27 protein-coding genes, 1 tRNA gene, 1 pseudogene and 1 riboswitch are annotated in these 22184 nt (G+C 35.7%); of the genes and pseudogenes, 3 read left to right on the top strand and 26 right to left on the bottom strand.

The window, feature by feature from the left end; all coding sequences use genetic code 11:
• Positions 1 to 22: 22 nt before the first annotated feature.
• From M1R56_RS01325 to M1R56_RS01345, 5 genes are all read right to left on the bottom strand, one after another.
• A complete protein-coding gene (locus M1R56_RS01325) occupies positions 23 to 820 on the bottom strand; it encodes a formate/nitrite transporter family protein (RefSeq protein WP_248034320.1) in 798 nt (265 codons plus the stop codon).
• A 387-nt stretch (positions 821 to 1207) separates the two neighbouring features.
• Positions 1208 to 2005, bottom strand: coding sequence for a formate/nitrite transporter family protein (locus M1R56_RS01330; protein ID WP_248034321.1), 798 nt, complete (start codon positions 2003 to 2005; stop codon positions 1208 to 1210).
• 71 nt (positions 2006 to 2076) lie between these two features.
• A complete protein-coding gene (locus tag M1R56_RS01335) occupies positions 2077 to 2709 on the bottom strand; it encodes a hypothetical protein (protein ID WP_248034390.1) in 633 nt (210 codons plus the stop codon).
• Positions 2710 to 2762: 53 nt separating this feature from the next.
• A complete protein-coding gene (locus M1R56_RS01340; RefSeq protein ID WP_248034322.1) occupies positions 2763 to 3176 on the bottom strand; it encodes a hypothetical protein in 414 nt (137 codons plus the stop codon).
• Between the two features lie 115 nt (positions 3177 to 3291).
• Positions 3292 to 3801 carry a QueT transporter family protein gene (locus M1R56_RS01345; RefSeq protein ID WP_248034323.1) on the bottom strand — a complete coding sequence of 170 codons (510 nt, stop codon included), beginning with the start codon at positions 3799 to 3801 and terminating at the stop codon, positions 3292 to 3294.
• Positions 3799 to 3896, bottom strand: a riboswitch (PreQ1 riboswitch). (Overlaps the previous gene by 3 nt.)
• 28 nt (positions 3897 to 3924) lie before the next feature.
• On the opposite strand from M1R56_RS01345, the gene M1R56_RS01350 reads away from it, so the two are divergent.
• The 3 genes from M1R56_RS01350 to M1R56_RS01360 all read left to right on the top strand — a co-directional run bounded on the left by M1R56_RS01350 (position 3925) and on the right by M1R56_RS01360 (position 4989).
• Positions 3925 to 4359: a GtrA family protein gene (locus M1R56_RS01350; RefSeq protein WP_248034324.1), complete on the top strand. Its 435-nt coding sequence runs from the start codon at positions 3925 to 3927 to the stop codon at positions 4357 to 4359.
• Positions 4360 to 4429: 70 nt separating this feature from the next.
• On the top strand, positions 4430 to 4810 hold the full coding sequence (gene mscL, locus M1R56_RS01355) for a large conductance mechanosensitive channel protein MscL (protein WP_248034325.1): 381 nt from the start codon (positions 4430 to 4432) through the stop codon (positions 4808 to 4810).
• A 107-nt stretch (positions 4811 to 4917) separates the two neighbouring features.
• A tRNA-Arg gene (locus tag M1R56_RS01360) sits at positions 4918 to 4989 on the top strand.
• 137 nt (positions 4990 to 5126) lie between these two features.
• Here M1R56_RS01360 and M1R56_RS01365 read toward each other — a convergent pair.
• The 21 genes and pseudogenes from M1R56_RS01365 to M1R56_RS01465 all read right to left on the bottom strand — a co-directional run bounded on the left by M1R56_RS01365 (position 5127) and on the right by M1R56_RS01465 (position 22183).
• The gene (locus M1R56_RS01365; protein ID WP_248034326.1) at positions 5127 to 5510 is read right to left on the bottom strand and encodes a hypothetical protein; all 384 of its coding nucleotides are present in this window, start codon (positions 5508 to 5510) and stop codon (positions 5127 to 5129) included.
• Positions 5511 to 5512: 2 nt separating this feature from the next.
• Positions 5513 to 5896, bottom strand: a complete 384-nt coding sequence (locus tag M1R56_RS01370; RefSeq protein ID WP_248034327.1) for a hypothetical protein — start codon at positions 5894 to 5896, stop codon at positions 5513 to 5515.
• Positions 5897 to 5996: 100 nt separating this feature from the next.
• The gene (locus M1R56_RS01375; RefSeq protein WP_248034328.1) at positions 5997 to 7787 is read right to left on the bottom strand and encodes a DUF262 domain-containing protein; all 1791 of its coding nucleotides are present in this window, start codon (positions 7785 to 7787) and stop codon (positions 5997 to 5999) included.
• A 114-nt stretch (positions 7788 to 7901) separates the two neighbouring features.
• Positions 7902 to 8468, bottom strand: a complete 567-nt coding sequence (locus M1R56_RS01380; RefSeq protein WP_248034391.1) for a hypothetical protein — start codon at positions 8466 to 8468, stop codon at positions 7902 to 7904.
• Positions 8469 to 8542: 74 nt separating this feature from the next.
• Entirely contained in the window at positions 8543 to 9397 is an 855-nt protein-coding gene (locus M1R56_RS01385; RefSeq protein ID WP_248034329.1) for an ADP-ribosylglycohydrolase family protein, read from the bottom strand.
• A gap of 192 nt (positions 9398 to 9589) precedes the next feature.
• Complete coding sequence (locus M1R56_RS01390) at positions 9590 to 10189, bottom strand: hypothetical protein (RefSeq protein ID WP_248034330.1); 600 nt, start codon at positions 10187 to 10189, stop codon at positions 9590 to 9592.
• 549 nt (positions 10190 to 10738) lie between these two features.
• A complete protein-coding gene (locus M1R56_RS01395) occupies positions 10739 to 11356 on the bottom strand; it encodes a DNA alkylation repair protein (protein ID WP_248034331.1) in 618 nt (205 codons plus the stop codon).
• A 117-nt stretch (positions 11357 to 11473) separates the two neighbouring features.
• Complete coding sequence (locus M1R56_RS01400) at positions 11474 to 12364, bottom strand: phosphotransferase (protein WP_248034332.1); 891 nt, start codon at positions 12362 to 12364, stop codon at positions 11474 to 11476.
• 106 nt (positions 12365 to 12470) lie between these two features.
• Positions 12471 to 13079, bottom strand: a complete 609-nt coding sequence (locus tag M1R56_RS01405) for a Type 1 glutamine amidotransferase-like domain-containing protein (protein ID WP_075231759.1) — start codon at positions 13077 to 13079, stop codon at positions 12471 to 12473.
• Between the two features lie 47 nt (positions 13080 to 13126).
• Complete coding sequence (aac(6'), locus tag M1R56_RS01410) at positions 13127 to 13555, bottom strand: aminoglycoside 6'-N-acetyltransferase (protein ID WP_075231760.1); 429 nt, start codon at positions 13553 to 13555, stop codon at positions 13127 to 13129.
• A 374-nt stretch (positions 13556 to 13929) separates the two neighbouring features.
• On the bottom strand, positions 13930 to 14250 hold the full coding sequence (locus M1R56_RS01415) for a TfoX/Sxy family protein (protein WP_070845560.1): 321 nt from the start codon (positions 14248 to 14250) through the stop codon (positions 13930 to 13932).
• A 21-nt stretch (positions 14251 to 14271) separates the two neighbouring features.
• Positions 14272 to 14413, bottom strand: a pseudogene (locus M1R56_RS01420) (VOC family protein); the annotation flags it as partial.
• 119 nt (positions 14414 to 14532) lie between these two features.
• A complete protein-coding gene (locus M1R56_RS01425) occupies positions 14533 to 15024 on the bottom strand; it encodes a phosphoribosylanthranilate isomerase (protein WP_075231762.1) in 492 nt (163 codons plus the stop codon).
• A 2-nt stretch (positions 15025 to 15026) separates the two neighbouring features.
• Positions 15027 to 15206: a hypothetical protein gene (locus M1R56_RS01430; protein ID WP_248034333.1), complete on the bottom strand. Its 180-nt coding sequence runs from the start codon at positions 15204 to 15206 to the stop codon at positions 15027 to 15029.
• 263 nt (positions 15207 to 15469) lie between these two features.
• Positions 15470 to 16213 carry a CPBP family intramembrane glutamic endopeptidase gene (locus M1R56_RS01435; protein ID WP_248034334.1) on the bottom strand — a complete coding sequence of 248 codons (744 nt, stop codon included), beginning with the start codon at positions 16211 to 16213 and terminating at the stop codon, positions 15470 to 15472.
• 147 nt (positions 16214 to 16360) lie between these two features.
• A complete protein-coding gene (gene rlmD, locus M1R56_RS01440; protein WP_248034335.1) occupies positions 16361 to 17716 on the bottom strand; it encodes a 23S rRNA (uracil(1939)-C(5))-methyltransferase RlmD in 1356 nt (451 codons plus the stop codon).
• A 72-nt stretch (positions 17717 to 17788) separates the two neighbouring features.
• Positions 17789 to 18763, bottom strand: a complete 975-nt coding sequence (locus M1R56_RS01445; RefSeq protein WP_248034336.1) for a DUF1002 domain-containing protein — start codon at positions 18761 to 18763, stop codon at positions 17789 to 17791.
• Between the two features lie 81 nt (positions 18764 to 18844).
• Complete coding sequence (locus M1R56_RS01450; protein WP_248034337.1) at positions 18845 to 19447, bottom strand: lysozyme family protein; 603 nt, start codon at positions 19445 to 19447, stop codon at positions 18845 to 18847.
• Complete coding sequence (locus M1R56_RS01455) at positions 19447 to 20421, bottom strand: nucleoid-associated protein (RefSeq protein WP_248034338.1); 975 nt, start codon at positions 20419 to 20421, stop codon at positions 19447 to 19449. The genes M1R56_RS01450 and M1R56_RS01455 overlap by 1 nt, the downstream gene beginning before the upstream one ends.
• 7 nt (positions 20422 to 20428) lie before the next feature.
• Positions 20429 to 21685, bottom strand: a complete 1257-nt coding sequence (gene glyA / locus M1R56_RS01460) for a serine hydroxymethyltransferase (RefSeq protein WP_248034339.1) — start codon at positions 21683 to 21685, stop codon at positions 20429 to 20431.
• Between the two features lie 66 nt (positions 21686 to 21751).
• Positions 21752 to 22183: a GNAT family N-acetyltransferase gene (locus tag M1R56_RS01465; RefSeq protein WP_248034340.1), complete on the bottom strand. Its 432-nt coding sequence runs from the start codon at positions 22181 to 22183 to the stop codon at positions 21752 to 21754.
• Position 22184: the final 1 nt, after the last annotated feature.

Here is a 22184-nt window from a genome sequence, read left to right on the forward strand (position 1 = left end):
AAAGTTGGAATGAATCCAACTTTTAATCTACGTATGTATCTTCGTTTTTATTTAAGAAGGCATAAGGCAATCCCATCAGTAGACCACCACCGATAAAGTTACCGATGAAAGTTACACCCCAGTGACGAAGAATATTTCCAATACCGAAGTTTGCGATTGAATCAGCAGCAACACTGAATTTCACAATAGCAAATGATGCAAAGTTTGCGGCGATGTGCTCGTTTGTTAAGAATACAAACATGTAAATGGCTGAAAGAACCAACCAAAGTTTTGCTCCACCATCCTTAACTAAAACGAATGAAAGAATCGCGATATTTACAAAAACATTAGCCAAGATAGCTTCAAGCAAGACTAGTTCATTTGAACGGCCCAACTTCATTTCCACAACTCCAGAAATAAAGCTATCATGTGTTAGGTTTGCATAAGCTGCTGAATGGGCGAAGCCCCATCCTGCTATAAGAGCACCGACTAAGTTGAATAAAGTACAGTATAGAAGGATTTCAGCTGTTTTTCTCCAGCTAATCTTTTTCAAAAAGCTACCAGCTGTCAAGAACATCATGTTAGATGTTACCAATTCAGCATTTAAGAAGACAATGTAAGCCAATCCCCAAGCGAAAACAAATGGGAAGAGGAAACGTCCACTACCTGGAGCAATCTTATTAATCAAGTCAGCTCCAACTGCACCAGCTGCTGTACTAAATGTTAAGAATGCACCAGCAAACATTGAACGGATAGCGTACTTGAATTTACTTTGACTGTAAAGACTTTCCTTTTTCTTACAAGCAAACTCAATTTTTGAGATAAATTCTGAAGAAACCATATAAACTCCTAAAACTTTTATTTGTGAATATTATAACATAAAATCGAAATTATGGGAAGGCTTTCTTAATTCTAGTTACAATATTTTCATCACTTTTAGTAATCGTTTCCATTTGCTTTGTATCAGCATCTTTAATGTTTTCACCCCTTTATTTTTAAACTCTCCATTCTATATATTTAATATATGTTTTTATTTTGTTCTATATTGAATTTACAAAAAAGTTTCTTTATTTTTCAGCAAAAGTCCATGCACTAATAATTTGTTTGAATTTATAGACAGAGAAAATAACGTTTTTATCAAAAAGTTCTTTGGAAAAAAATTGAGGTCTGGATTTTTAGTCCCGACCTCCTCTATTATTGATTTTCATTATATTTTCAAAAGCTTTTACTAATCAACATAAGTATCTTCATTTTTATTAAGATAAGCGTATGGTAAGCCTATCAAGAATCCTCCACCAATCAAGTTAGCGATAAAGGTAACACTCCAATGACGTAGGATATTAGGAATATCAAAGTTAGCAATTTGATCAGAAACAATGCTGAATTTGATAATGCTAAAAGATGAAAAGTTGGCTGCAATATGCTCGTTAGATAAGAAGACAAACATAGAAATAGCTGACAAGATAATCCAGAGTTTGGCATTGCTATCCTTAACCAAAATTGAAGACAGAATGGCAATATTTACAAACATATTTGCCAAAATCCCTTCCAACAAGACCAAATCACTAGGACGTGCCAACTTCTTGGCTACAATCTTTGGAAGATAACTGTCGTGTGTCAGGTGTGAAAACGCCGATGAATTAGCAAAGCACCAACCTGCTAACAGAGCGCCAACTAAGTTAAAAAAGGCACAATAAAGTAAAATAATAAAGGCTTTTTTCCAATCAATCTTCTTCAAAAATGTTCCAGCTGTCAAGTACATCATATTTGACGTCACCAACTCGGCATTTAAGAAAACGATATAAGCAAGTCCCCATGCAAATACAAAGGGAAATAGGAAATAACCAGCACTTGGAACGATGCTATTGAGTAGATCAGCACCTATGGCCCCAGCGGCTGTACTAAAGGTTAAAAAAGCACCTGCAAACATGGAACGAATAGCATACTTGAACTTACTTTGGTCAAATAGACTTTCTTTCTTATGACAATAATAATCAATCTTTGAAATAAATTCTGATGAACTCATATAAACTCCTTAAAATATAATCATCAGTATTATAACATAAAATAATTTAAGTGAAAATTAAATTTTACTTTTTACACTTGAATATTTTTAGCGCTAGCAAAAGCTTCAATTTCTTCTGCAGTCGCCCCCAGTAGCTCTGAAACCCACAAGCCGACAATATCTGACAAAACAGAATCGCAGACATATTCATTCTCACCATGACCATATTTACAAGTAAATAGTGGAGTTCTTATCGCTGATTGATAAAAATTGGAGGCTAACTCTTGCAGTTTTTCTGGCTGAAATTCAAGTCCCAACTCTTGTGCAAGTAGAGTTCTCACTTTGTCCCACTTTTCGCCTTTTGACTGGTAGTTCTCTCGTGCTTTGTTAATAAATCCCTGACAGAATTTTGACAACAAATCCTTGTTTTGATAGAGCAACCGACAAGAAAAGTCTGATATAGAACCAGCATGAAGTAAGAAAGTAAGCAAGTCATCAAGGCTTTCTGCTACCCGACCAACTTGGCCTTCACTCCCTATAAAGCCAATACTCTCATCCTCAAGAATTACATATTCTCCCCCGCTGCCGTCTTTAGCAAAGGCCTGACAAGCTAGAGAATATTCCTCATCGTTGTTAGAAAACTGCACCTCTCTGATGTGATCATAAAAGTAAATATCACACTCATCTAAAAGTAATCTTCTTAAATGCTGATTATTTCTGATTATTTCTGATTATTTGTAGCCTATCCATCTTTATCCCTCTCCAATATTTGGAATTGTCAGTGAATGATAACTTTAATATGATACTTTTTCGTTTCATTTTTTAGATTTCTGACAAGCTTATCATTCTCTTTTGATTGGCCAAAGAAATAGGCTAGAGCTTTTCCGTTCTTTTGTTGGATACTCAAAAAATATCTAGCTCCATTCAATTTAACACTTGGAATAAAATCAACCTCAATCTTTTTAATATTATTCAGTGGTATAATTCGCTTTCTAAAAACATAAGCATTATGGATATAAAATCTTCCCTTAGCAATATGAAAAGGGGCAAAAAAGTTTCCACCACTTTGACGCACAATGACATAACGGCGCCAAAGGATCAATAAAAGAAGGAAGGATACAAAGCAAATAGCAAAAGTCAAAACCGAGCTTTTCATCATCGACTTTAGCCCAATCAAAAAATAATCTATCATAATTAAAGCTCCTTTTTTCCTTATTATATCACTTTTATTGAACAACTAGTTTTATGGACAAAGAAAAAGACTGAACAACGTTCAGCCCTTTTCAATAATATTTGATGTGATATCTTTATCTAGTCAAATCAAGACGTTTACCGATTTTTCCGATAAGAATAGCACCAACAATCAAAGAAGCGAATTCTCCGATAGCAGTTGTAAACCAAGTTAAGAAGAAAGGTGCTTCTGCTACGATGTTCAATTCAGCAGCAATGGTGATCATTGAAATCGAAAAAAGAATTGAAAAGAAGAAATGATCTTTTCGAATCAATCCATTAAAAAGATAGTCTTTTTTATATTTGCTAAACAACCATACGCCTAAACTTAGGAAGATAAGCGTAGAGCCTCCACCAACTGCGACATCGATGATTCCAAAACTGAAGAAATTTGCAATCATACATCCAAGAGTAACACCGATAATGTACTTAGGATTGTAAAAGGCAAGGAAATTCATCATTTCAGAGATACGGAACTGATAAGCACCGTAACTGATAGCATTAAGGGGTGGTGTGATTGTCAAAACCACATAAATTGCTGCGACAATGGCAATATCTGCCATATCACGGATAGTTAGTTTTTTCATGTTTTCTCCTTTAGCGATTAACCCGCGTAAAATATGCTTGGTGAAAGAAGCTAAGCACCAAGGGTTGAGCAAGTCAACCCTACAAGTATAGCACATTTATCTCCTTTATGCTATACTATTTTTATGAAAACATGCATAAAAAAATTCTTCGATAATGAAATTCTCTCCTACTTATTTTTTGGAGCTGCAACTACTCTTGTTTCGATTATTGTTCGTATCACGATTTTTTACCTTTGCCAACAAGAATTATGGGCGACTGCTCTGGGAAATATAACTGGAATTTTGTTTGCTTTTTTCACCAACGATACCATTGTTTTTAAACAGAAACGAAAAAATTGGTTCAAACGTCTGATAAAATTTACAACTGCAAGATTCATAACTTTTCTATTAGACCTCCTTCTGACCTTTATTTTTGTGACGAGTTTCCCTCACATCATCGGTCAATTTGTAGGTGATAATCTCAATACTATCAACACAATTGAGACTATTTTTGCACAAGTTACGATCATAGTCCTCAATTACATCTTCAGTAAAGTTTTTGTTTTTAAAAAACACTGAGCATATTTCTTGAATTCAACAGATGATTGAGATATAATTTAGACTGTAAAATTTCGAAAGGAAAAAGAAAATGTTAAAAGATCTTAAAGAATTTTTGCTCCGTGGTAACGTTGTAGACCTTGCTGTCGGTGTAATCATCGCTTCTGCTTTTGGTGCTATCGTGACTTCATTTGTTAATGATATCATCACTCCACTTCTATTGAACCCTGCTTTGAAAGCTGCAAAAATTGAACGTATTGCTGAACTTTCATGGAATGGTGTTGCTTACGGTAACTTCTTGAGTGCTGTTATCAACTTCCTTGTTGTTGGTACCGTTCTATTCTTTGTGATTAAAGCAATGGAAAAAGCTCAAAACCTTGCCAAAAAAGAAGAAGTTGCTGAAGAAGCACCTGCTGGTCCAACTGAGTTGGAAGTTCTTCAAGAAATCAAAGCTCTTCTTGAGAAAAAATAATCATCTAGAGGATTCGGTTCAATACTGAATCTTTTTTACTTCTCTTTTTGCTGAGTTTAGAAAAAACTTGAGTTCAGCTCTCTTTTTTGATATAATAATTAAAGTTTCCACCCTTAGTGTAATGGATATCACGTAAGATTCCGGTTCTTGAGATGGGGGTTCGATTCCCTCAGGGTGGATATTTTATAAAGAACTTACCAAAATCTGTAGATAAAGCTGTAAGGATTCAGGCTCTATAATATTTCTAGTGGATAAATTCCCTATAGATATTATGGAGTCTATTTTATTGTTGAAAAGGTTTACTTTTATCTAGGCTTCAGTCTAGTTTTTTTATAATCGGAAATGCCTCTGTAAGGACGTCTATCCCAAAATTAATTCCCTGTACTTGGTAGTGATAGATGGGGGCAGGATAAAACTTTTGAACTCGGTTTTTAAGGTGAGTGTCTATCATTTCAAGTAAAATCCCATCTGATAAATAGGGAAATTCTGGTCCGCTGAGTAAATCTTCTTCTAGTAAATTCAGGTCCCACCCCTCATCAATAGATCTGCAAAAAAGAATCTTACCAAAATCAATACAGTATTTGAGCTTTTGATTCTTTAAGCCCTCAAGAAAAATTTGCAGGTGATTTTCTTGAGAAAGTTGACACCGTAATTCATACCAATTATACTTGATTTCCTCACCAATATGAACCCACTTCATTTTTAACAAACCTCTTCTATCCTTATATCACTCTCTTGATTTTTATAGAGAACTAAGTCAAAAACTAGATTCTTAGCACAAATACGAAAATGAACCAAGTCTTCTTCAGCCAAAACTCCACCCGCCCTATGAATCACTTCTGTAATCAGGCTACTAGTCTCTAGCTTACAAATAGGCGATTCAAGATCTGACGAACTAGGAATCTGATGAAGAGCATCAAATAAGTCTCTTTCTGTGATTTGGTAAAAATGACAGAAGGGAAATTTCAATCGAATCAGATGTTTCTTTCCCTTCAAAGTCATCGTAGAAATCTCGTAATGACTATTTTCGCTAAAAGCTGCACTAGCTTCATATTCATCCTCTGGTACAGATTTCCACTCTAGCATAAAATCTTGCCCTCCACTATTTTCTCATCTCATACGCTTTCTCTCTATAAAAATCTAAAATAGTTTAAAAAACGCACAGCTACTTGTTATTGATTCACCATTAAATCCATCCTTTTTCCTTAAATTCAGCAATACGAGCTAAATCCTCATCTGAAGGTTTATTGGAAACAATTTCTTTTGTAATAACCGAATACTCTTTGTTCCATTTTTTAAGAATTGCAATAATAGAATCTGAAATCCTGATATCTCTTTTCGAAATTGACTCTAAATTCCACTCTTGAATTTCAGAAAGTCCCATAAATTTTGTGATTTCGATCTTAGAAGCTGCATATTCTTTTTTCTTTTTAGCAAAGTAACCATTTCCTGCTATAATATTTAACTTCTTTTCAAATGGTAATTTATTGCCTATATGCTCGATTTTCTCTCGGATTTTATGATCTGATTCATCGATAAAATAGTTAGTTTGCCATTTTTGAGGGAAGATATGTTCGATTTCCCATTTACTTGGTAATAATGAATCCTGATGTTTATAAGCAAGTGTTTTAAGCAACATTCTCACCACATTACGGTGAGGATTTTGGATTCCTGCTTCAAGTTGAGCTTGGTCTAGTTCTTTGAAATCAAATTTAGGAATATCTGATACAACAATTGCTGAATTTAATTTCAAAATATCACCTTTAACAGCATTGATAGTTGGAATAAGAATGTATTTTGTCATTAGTTCAGCGAGTAATTTGTTTAAGAATCTTGCAAATTTATCCTCAAAGTTTTTATCCTTACGATAACAAATATAATATATAATCACCGGATATTTCCAGAACTCATTAGGATATGAAGTAAGTGTATCTAATGTTTGTTTTATCTGTATATTTGATGACCAACTCTCATCTTCCAGCACTTCACCTTTATTAATTACTTTCCATAATTCGATCATTACGAATAAATTATCTAATAATTCAGATTGATAAAGGCGCTCAAATTTGTTACTCGAATAGTATTTTCTGACACCAGGTGTAGTACTTTTAGTATCTTTTTCCAAAGCTCTAAGATAGAACATATAGTAATAGAATAATTGTTGGATACTTTCATTAGCTGCTGTAGCTTGTTCATCAAGCTCTTTCCAGCGTTCAATAAATATTTCCTTATCTTTTCCCTCAAGATGGTTATAAATCTTAGCTTTAAATATATCAGCATCAGATAGCGGTAAACCTCTGTCATTTAAAGTAGAGAAAATAGTCAATGCTGTATCTTGGGTATCAGCAGTTATTGGTAAAAGAATAGCTTGATTTAATAGGGAATAAATGAACTGATAAATCATCAAGGGATTATCACTTGAATGTTTATCAAGTAACTCCTGAAAATGAATATAATTTCTAGAATAATTATCTTTAGAATCTTTATTTGCTCTTCCAGTTTCGAGAATTTTACGAAGAATTTCATTACCTTCATTATTAACAACACGTGATGTTAGAAGAGTAGTCTTATAATCAACTGTTCCAGTCAGTTTATTAGTGCGCCAGATTGAGGGTTCAATCTTACCAATAAAATTGTTCGCTTCTGGAGTTCGTTCTGATAATGGAGAATTAAATAGCTTTGTGTAAATCGCTCTTAACAATAAAAACAGAGAGGTAATACGTTGCTGACCATCAATAATTTCCTGTTCACCATTATCATTTTCATACGAAACGATACTTCCAAGAAAATACGAACCTTCGCGTTCAGTACCACCATTACTGACGGTAAATTCCCATAAATCTTCAAACAGTGTTTCAACCTGCTCATCTGTCCAAGCATAAGGACGCTGATATTCTGGAATAACAAATGGTTTTGTTCTTCCACTACCAAGTAGTGCCTCAACACGCTGCTTATTAACTTCTATTGTAGTTGGCATCTTAAACCTCCATATTATATTTGCTAAAATACTACATTTTTTATTGATTATTTGAACACTATATCAAATTGCTTTAACTAGCAATCCTACACATTCAAAACGAAGTTTGAGTAACTATTGCATATCTTCCATGGCTTCTTTCACATATCCTTCTACATCTTCAATCTCTACAAACGAAGGATCAAGGTGACATAGGAAGTGCCAATCTTCGGTGTCGCGTTTTCTGTAGACAATCGCTTCCCCGTCTTCACTTCCGAAAAAGCTTCTGTCGACTTCGTACCCTTTGCTTTCTAAGAAAGCTTTTGCCTTGCGGAAGTTTGCTTCTCTGGCTTCAACATAGACTTTCACTTCATCGTTGTTAACGACATAGGCATCGACTTTTGTAAACCCTTCGACCACTCTATCGCTTGGTTCGGATAGATTCGAAATTTCTTTCCAAATAATCTCGACATTTTTCTCAGGTTCAAATGAGAATCTAGATAAAGGGACAATGTTGCCGTTGAAGATAATTTCTATATAATCTGGCAAGCGTTTAGGATTCACATACTCCACTTCAAACCCATCTTCGTTTTCTAAAGTATATCCAGGGATTTGAGCTACAAAGGCTTTCCCCTCTTCTAAAGACTCAAAAGCGACTAAATCTTTTGAATAATTATTTTGGTACAATTCCAATATAAGCATTGATAACCCACCTTCCTTCAAATCTAATCACTGCAACTCCAACATTAGTAATTACGTACTATAATAGTACAATATTATTTTATTACAATCGTTTCTTCCCATTGTTTTAGAACATCTTTTAAAGGCTCATCTAGATAGGTATAGGCCTTTTCCTTAATCCAATCAGGTATACCATAAGCAGCCTCTGCTATACTTCCTGTGATGGCAGCAAGAGTATCACTATCCCCACCAATAGAGATAGCATTTCTGATAGCATCCTCAAACTCTGTACTTTCAAGAAAGGCAATGATGGCCTGAGGTACCGTATTCTGGCAAGTTTCATTAAATCGATAATGAGGACGAATTTCATCCAGAGTTTTCGATAGGTCATAGCCATACTCTTCCTCTATGTGCTCCTTGATGAGTCTCTTACATTCTGTAGGATTATCGTTGATTGGTTGCTCATAGTCGCCACTATAGCCTCCAAAGTAATAACGACACATAAAGATAGCATCAGACGTCGCCATAGCTCCTTTAACACCCTCTGGATGGTTATGAGTCACCTCTGCAGAAAGTCGTGCAAGTGCTCTTCTGGACGGCCAGGCTCCCGTTCGTGCACAGAAACTACAATCCATGGCCCAGGCACATGGAGAAACACGCATTGCTGAGCCATTGCCAAAGCTATTATAAGGTTCTCGATCGTCGCCATCAACCCAATTCCCAAATCTTGCACCGTAACCTGCATCGGGATACATCCTAGCATATTTCTTCATGGCATCAATAAAGTCATCGTTCTGACCGCCATTCATAATGGCTTCTGCAACAGCACAGGTCATAACCGTATCATCAGTGAAAAAACAATCCTCACGAAATAATGGAAAGTCTTTCGTTTTAATATTGTTCCATTCGTAAACAGAACCAACAATGTCTCCAACTATTGCTCCTAACATAAAATACCTCCTAATGTTCGATGTCACATCTATAAATATACTAAAAATCTACTCTACTTTTTTTAGATCGTACAAAGAGTGATACCGCATCAACGTGTGTTTGCATCTAGCTTTTCCTTCTATAAATTGACTCAAGTTAAATTTTGGGTATTAGAGGAATTGAAATATTCTCTTTCTAATCTATAACTATACCTATTCTGTTCGAGTTTCAGCTAAATATATTCCCCATTCAGCTAATTCTTCAGGCAAGTCATAAACAGTTTTTCCATTACTTTCATAGATTTCAGAGATTCCTGGTGAGGTCTTAGAAAAAGTTTTCCAAGCAGTCACTAGTTCTTCTACAAATTGAATATTATGAGGTTCAAAAAAGTCATTAAATTTCGATAGTTCTTTACTATAAATTGTCACAACATTATAGCTATCAAGCATAATCTCATCATGACTTTTATGTCCACCAAATCCAAACTTACTTAATCCATCATTAACAAGTAAATCACCGTATCTAATCAACAGTGCTAGGTATTCCTCTCTTGAACAAGCATCAATATAATAAACATCCTTATGGGATTCCTTGATAATACTCTTTGCTATCACTTTTTCTCTATCAATACTGACAGGCAACTCCAAAATAAAAAACAAGGGCTCGTCATGAATCGCAATAAAATGTTGAAAAACCTCTAATATTTTTTCTGCGTGTACATTCGCCGTCAAATGATGTTCAGTTAACTTTGTAAATGACTCAAACAGGTTTTCTACCAAGCTAACTCGATGACCTTTTACTAAATTCAACATTATGCGTCCTCCAGAGAATTTAAATATTATACACATTTATAATCTCATTATACCATTAAAACCTCAAAAAGACTGCAACTTCCCAGTCACAGTCTCTTATAAATCTACCTCAATTCCTTCAAGGAAAGTTACTACAATTTGTCCAGCTCTGAAATAGATTGATAGCATGTCAGACTATAGTATCCAGAAGCCCAACTTGAACTATTACTCTGATTCTTACCCTCTATTCGATTAGAGAAGCTACCTTCACGCTTTTCATTATTCCTTTCGTTCACTTTTAAGAGCAGAGAAACACTCTCAGCGGTTCGGACTTACCGTATCATTTCGTCGGTGCCCCTCCTCATTCTACGAGTCCTATCGCATGGGCCGAACATCTGCTTCTACTTCTCTGATACCTCAGCTCGTACAAGCAATGATACCGGCCTCAACATGTGGTGTTAGCAAACTTCTATATTATAGAACGAAAGTGATAGAGTTGTTGTTTAAAATTAAACTTTAGAATGAAAATATTTTATAGTTCCCTTTTTTCAACTTTATAGCTGATAATTGTCACTTAATAAATTTACTTGCTAGTTTGTATACTTGTTGAATCTCTTTACTATTAATATCCCAACCATCAAGTTCTTCTTTAATCAACTCCGGGAATTTCTTACTAATATCCCTTAAAGCATTTCCAACTGATTTTCTCACATATTCGCTTGCATCTTTTTTTAAGTTGGCAATCCTTTCAATAGCTTCATCTGGATTATCCTTGAAATATGGTCTACTCGTCCATATTCTCAAACCTTCTGTAACAGCTCTTCTGACATTTGGATTATTATTTTGTAGCCAGTCGTCAATAACCGGAAGAGATTTTTCATAACCTGTTTGCTTACAAAATCCATCAAATGCTTTTGCTAATACTTCTTGAACTCTCCAATTGTCATCCTTTGAAACCTCATCCCTCATGAAGATTAAAATTTCTCCATACGATGACAAATGGCTAAAGAGAAATACACTGTACATTCTAACTTGATATACATTGGATTTAAAGGCTAAAAATGCTAATTCTTTAGTATACGCATTATCGTTTGATAGATAGTCAGCAAGAGCTCTTTTCTCTTCTTCTTTAAATCCATTTTCTATTAAAGAGAATTCTTTTTCTAAATTTAAAATATATCCTTTCATGTAACTTGACCCCGAAACAACATTCCAAGTTTCAAGATAATTCTCGATAGATATTAATAAAGAATTGAATTTGTTATAATATGAGCAAATATTCTTGACATTTTTTCAAATTGATATTTAAACCCTTTTATTATTCAGCCTTTTCTCAATCAAATACCAACTAGGAATGATTTGCTTCATATCATCATACCATTCTAAAATTTCCTTAGCTTGATTTTGCATTACTGCTATTTCTTCGATTCCGTAAGGAACAGACCATGGAAGAGCACCAACTATGTTATTTACAATATAGATAGCAAGAAGTTTCCAAAATAAATCTGGAACCTTATGATCAAAATATCCATCTATCATACCAGAGGCAAAAGAAGGTGAAACTTGAGCAGACCATACAATACGATTGAATTCCTCCCAAGGATCTCCAAAATCAAATCGATCAAAGTCAATGACATAAATTTTACGATCTTCACCAATCATGAAATTCCCGATATGATAATCTCCATGTTGGAAAACCTGAGGTCTATCTTTTAATAATTCTCTATTTGCATTTAAAAAATCAATAAAAATCTGACCATTTTCATATTGAACTGGACATTCTTTGTATTTGGAGATTTTGTCATCAATTTTTCGATTATAAAAGACTTCCCAATCTTCACGAACTTCTGTAATAGGGAGTGAATGAATTTTTTGAAGGATTCTTCCTGCTTCTACTCCGTAAGTGTATTGTTGTTCTTTCGAAACAGTTAAAATGGTTTCTCTTGCTTCTTTCCCGTCTATCCATTCGTGTAAAGAGTGTACCTCGTCATCGCAGAGTTCTATGCTAATCGGTTTACACATAGGAACTCCAAGAGAAGCTACTTTCTCCATCATATCAAATTCAAATTTTTTAGAATCTAACTTCTCCTTATCAGAAACACGCAAGAAATATTTTTGCTGATATTGATCTGTCACACAATATTTTTTATCATCTGACCAGCCTTTATTTATAGCTATCTTACTACTAAAATCCATCAAGCACTCTCCGATTCATTTCACAACACTTTTTGCAGTTTTCACTAGTAACCTATCCAGTTCGTCTACACTTTAGTTACCTAGATCAAGATTTAGATAATGAAAACTAGTCAATTTTCTCTATGATATTTCCAAGTTTATCCAATACAAGACATGAATGATCATTTAGTGGAATTATGGGAACATTAACGAGTTCTTCAGCTCTATCCTTATTAGCTTTATCATTCCATGAATCATAATGGACACTAATTAAAAACTGACTAAAGAGTCCTAATCCATTTTTTATCTTTATCTGATGATCTGAATTATCATTAGGTGAAACATAGACTTTTTCTCCTAATAATAGGGCTCCTGCAGAAAATCCCATAACTTTCGCCCCTTTATTCAGCATACGATCGATATAATTTTTGAACTGCGGATTGACGTAAGTAGCTAAATACTTTTCCGTATTTCCACCACCGATAATAATTAGATCAGCATCTAAATAGCTATCAAAATCAATCTGCTCAGTGTCCAAGAGTAAGTAATCAGTGTCTAGGTTAGAAAAATGGCTGCGGAAAACTTCCGTGTACTTTTTCATATACGGTTCCCAATTTTCTCGATAAACTGTAAAAATGACAATTCTTTCGATCTTCCTTGATGACACAATTTTATTAACAATCGTATGGTTCTTGATCGGCGGATTTCCACCTATCAAAAAAATTTGTTCGTCCAATCTTTCACACTTCCTAAAGATACATAAATTTTGACCACGTTCTGAAATTATAGTTTCTTCTTAAAATGAATAATTCTATTTGCCTCCTGAAATCCAATATTGAGATGAAATCTTATAGAATCCGTATTCGTTAAAGTACAGTCACTTGCAAATTCCTTACATCCTTTATTTTTCGCCCATTCCTCACATTTTGTACAGAGATTTTTAGCAATATCCTTTAAACGATATTCCTCGTCGACAATAATCCCTTCTAAGAATCCAACAGGACTATATTTACAACCTTCAACATAATCAAATCTGAGTGAACATAGTGCTAGACCTACAATTGTGTCACCTTCAACTTCAGTAAAGATTGCAGTATTTTTGCCATTCGTATATCTTTTTACTTCATCAATAGCTTCTTTATCGGTCAATTGGGGCCATAATTGTTTCATTAGTTTAGCCGTTTTTATAGATTCTTTTGTTATTCCATCCATATTGATGTTCCTCCGCAAATTACAAGCAAATGTTTCGAATCATGCTGTTACTTTGTTACTCATTGATTGATACTAATACCATCCCCTTCTACTTTTCGACTGTCTCAGATAGGAAAAGCAGAGCCACGCACTCGGCGGTTCGGACTTACCGTATCATTTCGTCGGTTTCCCTCCTCATTCTACGAGTACTATCCCATGGGCGGAGCATCTACTTCTACTTCGCTGATGCCTCAGCTCGTACAAGCAGTGATACCGCCTCAACATGAAACGAGTGAACACTAATTATGCCAGGTAGTCTTGTCTGTTCTATAAACTTTTTAACGATAGCATAAGGTTATCGTTAAATAGTATTACCTAGATAAACTGAGATTTTATTATTTCTTTTTCTTTGGTTTTGGTGCAGGTAACTCATCATACATTGAATTAAATAAGCCGGTTAAATATTCTTTGTTGTCAACATCATCTACCAATAGCATTTCCTTTGCACCTTCATACGGCAATTCGTATTCTACATTCGGCATATACGCTATTGCAGATTTGACAGGCTTCACTAAAAATCTATCATCATAAATTCCACCCATGATTTTCCCTCGATAATAAATTATATATTCACCCATCATTGCTCTATATGATATTTCTTCCAACTCGGACAATTGTTCTAAAATGAAATCTAAATATTCTTTACTTGAAGCCATTTTTGCTATCTCCCTTAATTACTAAAATTTCAATAGTCCATTTTCATCAAATTGAAAATTGGGTCCCCCAAGAAACTTCCCAATAATATCCATCTAAATCCGAAAAATATGCGTGATGTCTACTCCAGAAAAGTCCCTGTGGCTCTTTTACAATTTTTCCACCTGCTTTTCATTACTAATTCTAGTACTCGCAAATATAGTATAAATTAAATAACCAATAAAAATGATAATAAAAATAACATAGCAGCCAGTCTTACAACTTACTACTTTTCATATGATAATTTACAAATGTCTTTCCAGCCACTCGATCTTTTTAAAATCCTTATTGTTATTGTGATCATTTCGATAGGAGTCTTGAGAAGAAGCTTTGTAAATACTTAGATACTGCTCCAGACTTGGAAGACGAAAAGTGATGCATTCAATGTGAATAAGCTCTATATCCGATTCCGAAACACCTGCAAAATCAGGTAAGGAATCGATACTTCCAAATTCAACACTCACTCGATCCTTTTTGAATTCATGCTCATGAATATCTATTAAGACGTAGCCTAAGTCTTTCATCACTTTCATTATCTTGTCCCAGTCATAAATTCTGAGATGGTCAGGTGCTTCCCAACCTCTAGGGTCACCAGGTACATGAATGTCAATATCAGACGGCCCCCAATTTTCTTTCGTTCTAAACTCCAATCCCAAAGAACCCATCAGTGTCGGTGTAATTCCGACTCGATTTAAATGGAAACAAATGGTTTTAAATTCTTCAAATAAGAGACTCATGTTTACTCTAAACCTTTCATATAAATCTTCGTTATTTCTTCTTTATTACCTTGAACAAAATCATCTTCATTTTCTAGAGTATATCCAGTTATTTTGGATACAAATTCTTTTCCTTCTTTTAAGGACCCAAATGCGACTAGATCTTTATAAGAAGGATTTTGATACAATTCCAACATATACATCTCTAGTCCTTCTGATTTTTGAACGATTATCCACATTTTACTAACAAACCTACACACTCGACATGTGATAATATTTTTTGTACTAATAAACAAAAGGCAATGAAAATCATTTTAAAATGATACTGTGGAACGGAAAGATTTTCGCTAGTTCCAAAAGAAACGATATTCATCACTCCACTTTAAATTATAATAGATAATTCTCTAACATAGATCATCTAATTAGCAAATCGTTACTTTCAATAAAGGATAGCCTGATCTAAATTTTAAAATGTTGTTTCCTTACTAATTCTATTACTAGCCAATATAGTATAAACCAAATAACCAATAAAAATGATAATAAAAATAACATTAATTTTTAACACAAAATAGAGATTTAACAAATTTGCGAACGCATGAAATAATAGACAGTACCCCACAGATTTCGTTTGACGGTAAAGAAGCCCAAAAACAAAACTTAAAAATAATGTATATATAAAAAATAGAATGAAAGGAAATCCTTGATGACTTTCTCCAACTATAAACCATAAAGGCAGATGCCATATTCCCCAAATTGATCCTACAATCAAATTAGATTGCCAATAAGCATATTTTTTATCAAGTAAGGGTTGTAATATTCCTCTCCATCCTAATTCTTCATGTCCACCACCAAAAAAAATTAGTTGTATAAAGAATAATGGCATCAGATAAATTGATACTTCATTTAATTCTAAGGAAGATACAGAAAATAGTATCAAAATTGCTAACAAATGAATGATGAAATAAATACTACTATTTTCTTTCTTACCAAATACAAAATGTTTAAATTTTATATTATTCCTTTTCAAATAAAAGCCACTTGCAATAGCTGGTCCAAGTGCACCTACTATATGTAAAGTTCTTCCTATAATCGTTTCTAATCCAAAAATATGAGATTGCGTAAAGATGGCAAGAATCCCCCAAGCTATATAAGTAATTCCAAATGTACAATAAAGATAATTTTTTAAATTCTTTTTGTCAATTTCTGTCATTTTATTGCCCTTATCTTGATTATTTTATGAATAATATTTTTACTGCTTCTTAGTTGCTGTCGATTATAACTACCTATATTCTATCACAAAAACACAAAAAAAGCCTTGCAATCAAGGCTTTTCATTATCCCTTTCATTCAAAGGTTTCTAGGTTTTTACGAGCAGAGCAACACACTCGACGTGATGCGTCTGCGGAAAAAGGTCCACCGGCTGTACTTTCTTCAATTCGTAGCCCAATTCTTGATAGAGTTTGATATCCCGAGCCATGGTAGCGACGTTACAGGAGATATAGGTGATCCGATCAGCTCCTGTTTGAGCGCTTGCTTTGATAAAGCTTTCAGTCAAGCCCTTTCGTGGTGGGTCGACCAGGATGGCAGTTGGTTGGATACCCTCCTTGACCCAATTCTTCATAGCATTTTCAGCTGTGTCACAGACATAGTGGGCATTGGTAATACCGTTCAACTCTGCATTCTTAATGCTATTCTCCACGGCTTCTGAAATGACCTCAACCCCATAAACTTCCTTAACATGCTTAGCGACAGATAATCCAATAGTTCCGATTCCTGAATAGGCATCGATCACCACATCATCTTCACTTAACTCCGCAAAATCAATAGCTGTCTGATAAAGCTTCTCTGCCATTTCTGTATTGACCTGATAAAAGGCTGGTCCAGAGATTTGGAAGCTATTCCCCAACATTTGGTCCATAATGTAATCTTGACCATAAAGCGTACGCCATTCTTTCCCGAAAATGGCATTGGTATTTTGGTCATTGATATTTTGCATAACTGATACTATTTCTGGGAACTGCTTAATCAATTGTTCGATCAACTGTTCTACTCGGAAAATTTTAGGACGAGTTGTCACCAAGATAACCATGATTTGACCTGAATGATGTCCACGACGAACAACAAGGTTACGAATCAAGCCAGACTGTTCCTTCTCATCATAGGGTTTTAAGTCATAACGACGAAGAAAATCACGTAATGCAAGGATAACTTGGTCAATGACTGGATCCTGGATATAAAAATCTTCCAATGGCATAAGGTCATGAGAATTCTTACGGAAGAAACCAGTCTCCAGAACACCGTTAACACGACGAACAGGAACCTGAGCCTTGTTTCGATACTTGACAGGATTTTCCATACCAAGAGTATCTGCGACCTCTACATCCGTGATTCCAGCAATCTTATATAGACTATCTTTTACTTGCTTGGTTTTAAACTTGAGTTGCTCTGGATAAGCTAGATGTCCCAAGTCAGCAATGCCTGAACGCAGGTAAGCCAAATCTAAGTCTTGATTACGATGTGGAGATTGTGTAAGATATTCCTCGACTTTACCAAAGCCAATCTTCTTGTTGACTTTAAGGACACGCATAAGGATTCTTTCAGTCGGAAGAGCATTCTCTACAAAAAAGACCAAGCCATCGACCTTGGCAACACCTGCTCCTTCATGGGTCAAATCGACAATCTCAACTTCTACAATATCATTTTTCTTTAACATATTTTTCACTTTCTATGTGCCGAAAAAAAGACGGCAACTGTTCTGTTACCATCTATTATACCATGAATTAACCTAAGCACCAAAACTCTTGAAAAAGTTTACAATTGCTTGCCAAATAGCACTGAGAATATTGCCCCCGTCCTCCAATGCTTTATTAGCATCAAAGTTAAGGTCAATATTGCTGAAACTATCACCTGCTTGCGCAACAATGCTTTGTTTCAAATCTTTTAGGGTTTTTGTGAAGTCTTCATTATTCAGAATATCACTCTTTGAAAGATTAAAGGCAAAGTTGATGATGATATTGATCTGATTTCCTGTTATAACCTGATCTAGCTTATAATTTTTCAATGTATCTTCTACAATCTTACGAACATCATCTTCAGTAAGCTCACCCTTAGACTCTTTAGCCTTAGCGACTGCAGCCTTGATATCGGCTAGGGCTACGTTCAGTTTATTGGCATCAAAGCCTGATTTGTCCTTGTTTTCATCGTTAATGTCTGACAAGGCCTTGAGCTCTTCCTGAGCCAAGTCTTTATTTTCCTGAGGCAACTTAACACCATTAGACTCAAGGGAATAGTAAATCCCCGCTAGAGCACTTTCACCAGTAACTGGGATTGGTGCCGCAACGGTGATACGCGCGTGCTCCACACCCAAGGTAACCGCCGCATTACGGTACATATCTTGCGTTACTTTAGTGATATTTTCAGGTGTTTCAATCTTGACCTCAAGGGGAGATTTTTCTCCTAATTTTTGAATTTTTGCAGATGAATAGAGCTGGAGACTAGAGTCATTGGCGACGTTCATAATCTTTGAGTAGACATCTGGTGTCATGGTCTTCAAATCTTTAGTATCTTTTGAGGCATCATAGCCAAGTTTTTTAAGTGTTTGATTTTTTTGATCTTCCGTTAATGAAGAACCCAAGACGTACTCAGGTTGAACATAGGTTTCATCAATTACTTTTTGAACATCAGTAGCTGCTTGAGCACTTTGCAAAGTTGCAACCGCTAAAAGTACTGCAGCGCTAGTCAGAAAGACTTTCTTTCGCATGAGACGTTCCTCCTTTTCTAGTCTAGCATAGTAAATTAGCCTTAAAGAAAGCTTATAAAAGCACCTAGAAATTCTAGATGCTTAAAATAAATTAAAAAGTTTAATGATATAGAGATTCAATCTAACCTGCCTCGAATAATAGTAATTCCCCCCATCAACGTAGAGTTCAGCTCCGCTAAAGAGTGAAATAGGATTAAGGTAAGTATAGGTTTCTCCAGTTGTATTTCCTAAAATCGGAGCAACTGTTTCTCGTGAGTATTGTTTGGCTAGGGCAAGTGTATTCTCTTTCCCGTTTTGAGCGATAAAATCGATATAAGCTGGACCAAAGTTATAAGCCTGTACAGCAGTCCAAACATCTACTTCTTTTTCTTGCGCTAAATAAAGATTTTCAGTCAAGGTTTGAATTCCCTGACGAATACTACTCCTATTGTCAGAAATTGTATTAGTAGTACCGCTAGCAGACTCACTGGACTGCATCACGTCACTTTCTTTACCTTTGGTTTCGGTATAAATCATGGCCAAGACTAGTTCTTCATTTGCTGGCGTATCTTGCTCACTTAAAACTTCTCGTACCAAGGATTGATAGGTCATGACCTGCTTTACATCCCGATACATATAGAAAAGTTTATAGCCAGTAAATAAGATAAGAACTAGTACCAAGACCCTTCTTATAAATTTAAACATTATTTGCTTTGTATATCCTCGATGTTTTTGATTAAGATAGAGTAGGTTCCATTGTCATTTTGGATAAATTCTACCGACTCAGCATCTTGGTAAATATTGTTGGGTACAATTAATTCAATACCATTTGACAGAGAAAGTTTTTGGTTTTCAAATTTCTTTAATTGGCGACTAGCATCGATTTCATCAAACTGAACTGGCTCTGGTACGGCTTCTTTGACTTGGTCAATAAAGCTAAGACGAGCCGTCAGATTGTTGTCAAAAAGGTCATTGGCCAATTTCTCAGGCGACAATTCATTGCTTTCTTCAAGGTTGTTGAAAATAGCAGACTTGACCTTGGATTGAAACTGGAAATCATCTGTATTAAATGTTTCAGCAATTCTCTGAGCCGTTTTTTCAAGTTCCTTGATAGACTTTTTAGGTGAAATCTTTGGCTGAGCCTGGATCAGATTCTCAGAAAAATAGTTCAAAAAAGTCCCGTTATACTTGATTCGTTTTTCAATCAGATGGTACTTGCGACTCTGAAGATTGACCACCAAGGCCTCGTTAGCACCTGTTCCAAATCCTGGAAGATTGTTTTGAGTTAGCTTGATTGGATTATCAACTTCTCCCCCCAGATGAGTCAAGGTCTCACGCAGGGCAATTCGCAAGAAAGCGAAATGCTCCACACCTTCTTTAGAAAATTGCACAAAAATCAAGTCATTGGTCTTGAGGTTTTCAGAAATACTGAATTCCTCTTTCCAGAGATTAGCCAGCGTTACTGATGTCTCCAACAAATCGTCAGTGATGTGATTGAAGAAGGGATTTTCTTCTTCGAAAATCCCAGTCTTGGCTTCATCTGAATACACACGTTCAATTTTTTTACGCAGGTATTCCTCAATTTTTGGAGTGATATTGAGAAGCTTATCCGCTAGAAACAAGTCCGTGTCATCAGGGCTGAACTGATGGATAATAGCTTTCTTAATATAAATGTCCATAAAAATATTAGTCCTCGTATAATGGGAAGGCATCTGTTAATTGTTTAACTGCACTTCTCACTTCTTCTAAAACAGCTTCATTTTCTGCATTCTTAAGGGCTTTAATGATGAGTTCAGCCACTTTGCGACTTTCTTCTTCACCAAATCCACGCGCAGTAATGGCTGCTGCTCCGATACGAATACCACTTGTCTTAAATGGTGACAAGGTTTCGTAAGGGATTGAGTTTTTATTTAGGGTAATATTGACTTCATCCAGCAAGTTTTGAGCAACTTTTCCGTTTTCTACAACCTTAGTCACATCAACAAGGAAGAGGTGGTTTTCAGTCCCACCAGAAATGATACGGAAATCAGGATCTTGCAAGAAGACTTCTACCATAGCCTTGCTGTTTTTGATTACATTGGCAGCGTATTCCTTGAAAGCTGGATCCAAAACTTCTTTGAAAGAAACTGCCTTAGCAGCAACAACATGCTCCAAAGGACCGCCCTGAATACCTGGGAAAATAGCTGAGTTAATTTTCTTAGCTAAGTCTTCATCATTGGTCAAAATCAAACCACCACGAGGGCCACGAAGGGTTTTGTGGGTCGTTGTTGTAGTGATATGAGCGTATGGTACTGGGCTTGGATGTAGACCAGCTGCAACCAAACCAGCAATATGAGCCATATCGACCATGAGCTTAGCTCCAACAGCATCCGCAATTTCACGGAATTTTGAAAAGTCGATAATTTGAGAATAGGCTGAAGCACCTGCTACGATCAATTTTGGTTTTACTTCTTGGGCTTGTTTCAAGATAGCATCAAAATCCAAGAGTTCCGTTTCAGGGTCAACACTGTAAGAAACAAAGTTGTAGGTTTGACCTGAGAAGCTAACTGGAGCTCCGTGGGTCAAGTGTCCACCTGCTGCCAAATCCATCCCCATAACGGTATCACCTGGCTCAATCAAGGCCATGTAAGACGCACAGTTGGCTTGGCTTCCTGAGTGAGGTTGGACATTAGCGAATTTAGCGCCGAAAATTTCTTTTGCACGTTCAATAGCTAGACTTTCTACCACGTCTACCACATCAGTTCCACCATAGTAACGGCGTCCTGGGTACCCCTCGGCATATTTGTTTGTCAAGATAGACCCTTGAGCAGCCATAACAGCCTTGGAAACTACGTTTTCCGAAGCAATCAACTCGATGTTGTTTTGTTGGCGTTCTTCTTCTTTGGCGATAGCATTCCAAAGATCTGCGTCATAAGCTTTAAAATCATCTTTGTCAAAAATCATAGGTCTTCTCCTTTATAGTGTGACAGGTCTTTAGTTTGTTTTTACAACAAGAATATAAAATCCAAACTAAAAAATGCGAATAAACCGTTTCTGCACTTTATCGCAAGTATAACCAACTTTTTCGTAAAATGCATGGGCACCCAGACGATGGTCTGCAGAATTTAAGCGAATAAAGTTATAGCCTCGTTTTTTTGCTTCTTGTTCCAATCCTTGGAGCAAAGTTTTTCCGATACCCTGGCCCTGTGTTTGAGGCAAAACAGCTAAAGCTAGAATATTAAAACCTGGTTTTGAATAAAGGGATTCATAAACCTCGGCATGGACATAGCCAAGTAAGTCATGGCTGGTCGAATCCTCGAAACCCAGTAGGTAGTGATGGGAGTCCTGAGATAACTTAGCTAGTTGACTAGCCGTTTCCTCTAAACTAAACGAATAACCTAAAGCTTCTTTATTAATCTCACAAATAGCTGTAACATCTGTTGTTTTCAAATCACGTAGCATG

It is taken from the genome of Streptococcus sp. oral taxon 431, assembly GCF_023115445.1.
Lineage (GTDB): Bacteria > Bacillota > Bacilli > Lactobacillales > Streptococcaceae > Streptococcus.

Excerpts from the sequence above, each read along its gene's own strand:
- M1R56_RS01325 (WP_248034320.1), bottom strand. The coding sequence starts at position 820 with ATGGTTTCTTCAGAATTTATCTCAAAAATTGAGTTTGCTTGTAAGAAA.
- M1R56_RS01330 (WP_248034321.1), bottom strand. The coding sequence starts at position 2,005 with ATGAGTTCATCAGAATTTATTTCAAAGATTGATTATTATTGTCATAAG.
- M1R56_RS01340 (WP_248034322.1), bottom strand. The coding sequence starts at position 3,176 with ATGATAGATTATTTTTTGATTGGGCTAAAGTCGATGATGAAAAGCTCG.
- M1R56_RS01345 (WP_248034323.1), bottom strand. The coding sequence starts at position 3,801 with ATGAAAAAACTAACTATCCGTGATATGGCAGATATTGCCATTGTCGCA.
- M1R56_RS01350 (WP_248034324.1), top strand. The coding sequence starts at position 3,925 with ATGAAAACATGCATAAAAAAATTCTTCGATAATGAAATTCTCTCCTAC.
- mscL (WP_248034325.1), top strand. The coding sequence starts at position 4,430 with ATGTTAAAAGATCTTAAAGAATTTTTGCTCCGTGGTAACGTTGTAGAC.
- M1R56_RS01365 (WP_248034326.1), bottom strand. The coding sequence starts at position 5,510 with ATGAAGTGGGTTCATATTGGTGAGGAAATCAAGTATAATTGGTATGAA.
- M1R56_RS01370 (WP_248034327.1), bottom strand. The coding sequence starts at position 5,896 with ATGCTAGAGTGGAAATCTGTACCAGAGGATGAATATGAAGCTAGTGCA.
- M1R56_RS01375 (WP_248034328.1), bottom strand. The coding sequence starts at position 7,787 with ATGCCAACTACAATAGAAGTTAATAAGCAGCGTGTTGAGGCACTACTT.
- M1R56_RS01380 (WP_248034391.1), bottom strand. The coding sequence starts at position 8,468 with ATGCTTATATTGGAATTGTACCAAAATAATTATTCAAAAGATTTAGTC.
- M1R56_RS01385 (WP_248034329.1), bottom strand. The coding sequence starts at position 9,397 with ATGTTAGGAGCAATAGTTGGAGACATTGTTGGTTCTGTTTACGAATGG.
- M1R56_RS01390 (WP_248034330.1), bottom strand. The coding sequence starts at position 10,189 with ATGTTGAATTTAGTAAAAGGTCATCGAGTTAGCTTGGTAGAAAACCTG.
- M1R56_RS01395 (WP_248034331.1), bottom strand. The coding sequence starts at position 11,356 with ATGAAAGGATATATTTTAAATTTAGAAAAAGAATTCTCTTTAATAGAA.
- M1R56_RS01400 (WP_248034332.1), bottom strand. The coding sequence starts at position 12,364 with ATGGATTTTAGTAGTAAGATAGCTATAAATAAAGGCTGGTCAGATGAT.
- M1R56_RS01415 (WP_070845560.1), bottom strand. The coding sequence starts at position 14,250 with ATGGCTTCAAGTAAAGAATATTTAGATTTCATTTTAGAACAATTGTCC.
- M1R56_RS01425 (WP_075231762.1), bottom strand. The coding sequence starts at position 15,024 with ATGAGTCTCTTATTTGAAGAATTTAAAACCATTTGTTTCCATTTAAAT.
- M1R56_RS01430 (WP_248034333.1), bottom strand. The coding sequence starts at position 15,206 with ATGTATATGTTGGAATTGTATCAAAATCCTTCTTATAAAGATCTAGTC.
- M1R56_RS01435 (WP_248034334.1), bottom strand. The coding sequence starts at position 16,213 with ATGACAGAAATTGACAAAAAGAATTTAAAAAATTATCTTTATTGTACA.
- rlmD (WP_248034335.1), bottom strand. The coding sequence starts at position 17,716 with ATGTTAAAGAAAAATGATATTGTAGAAGTTGAGATTGTCGATTTGACC.
- M1R56_RS01445 (WP_248034336.1), bottom strand. The coding sequence starts at position 18,763 with ATGCGAAAGAAAGTCTTTCTGACTAGCGCTGCAGTACTTTTAGCGGTT.
- M1R56_RS01450 (WP_248034337.1), bottom strand. The coding sequence starts at position 19,447 with ATGTTTAAATTTATAAGAAGGGTCTTGGTACTAGTTCTTATCTTATTT.
- M1R56_RS01455 (WP_248034338.1), bottom strand. The coding sequence starts at position 20,421 with ATGGACATTTATATTAAGAAAGCTATTATCCATCAGTTCAGCCCTGAT.
- glyA (WP_248034339.1), bottom strand. The coding sequence starts at position 21,685 with ATGATTTTTGACAAAGATGATTTTAAAGCTTATGACGCAGATCTTTGG.
- M1R56_RS01465 (WP_248034340.1), bottom strand. The coding sequence starts at position 22,183 with ATGCTACGTGATTTGAAAACAACAGATGTTACAGCTATTTGTGAGATT.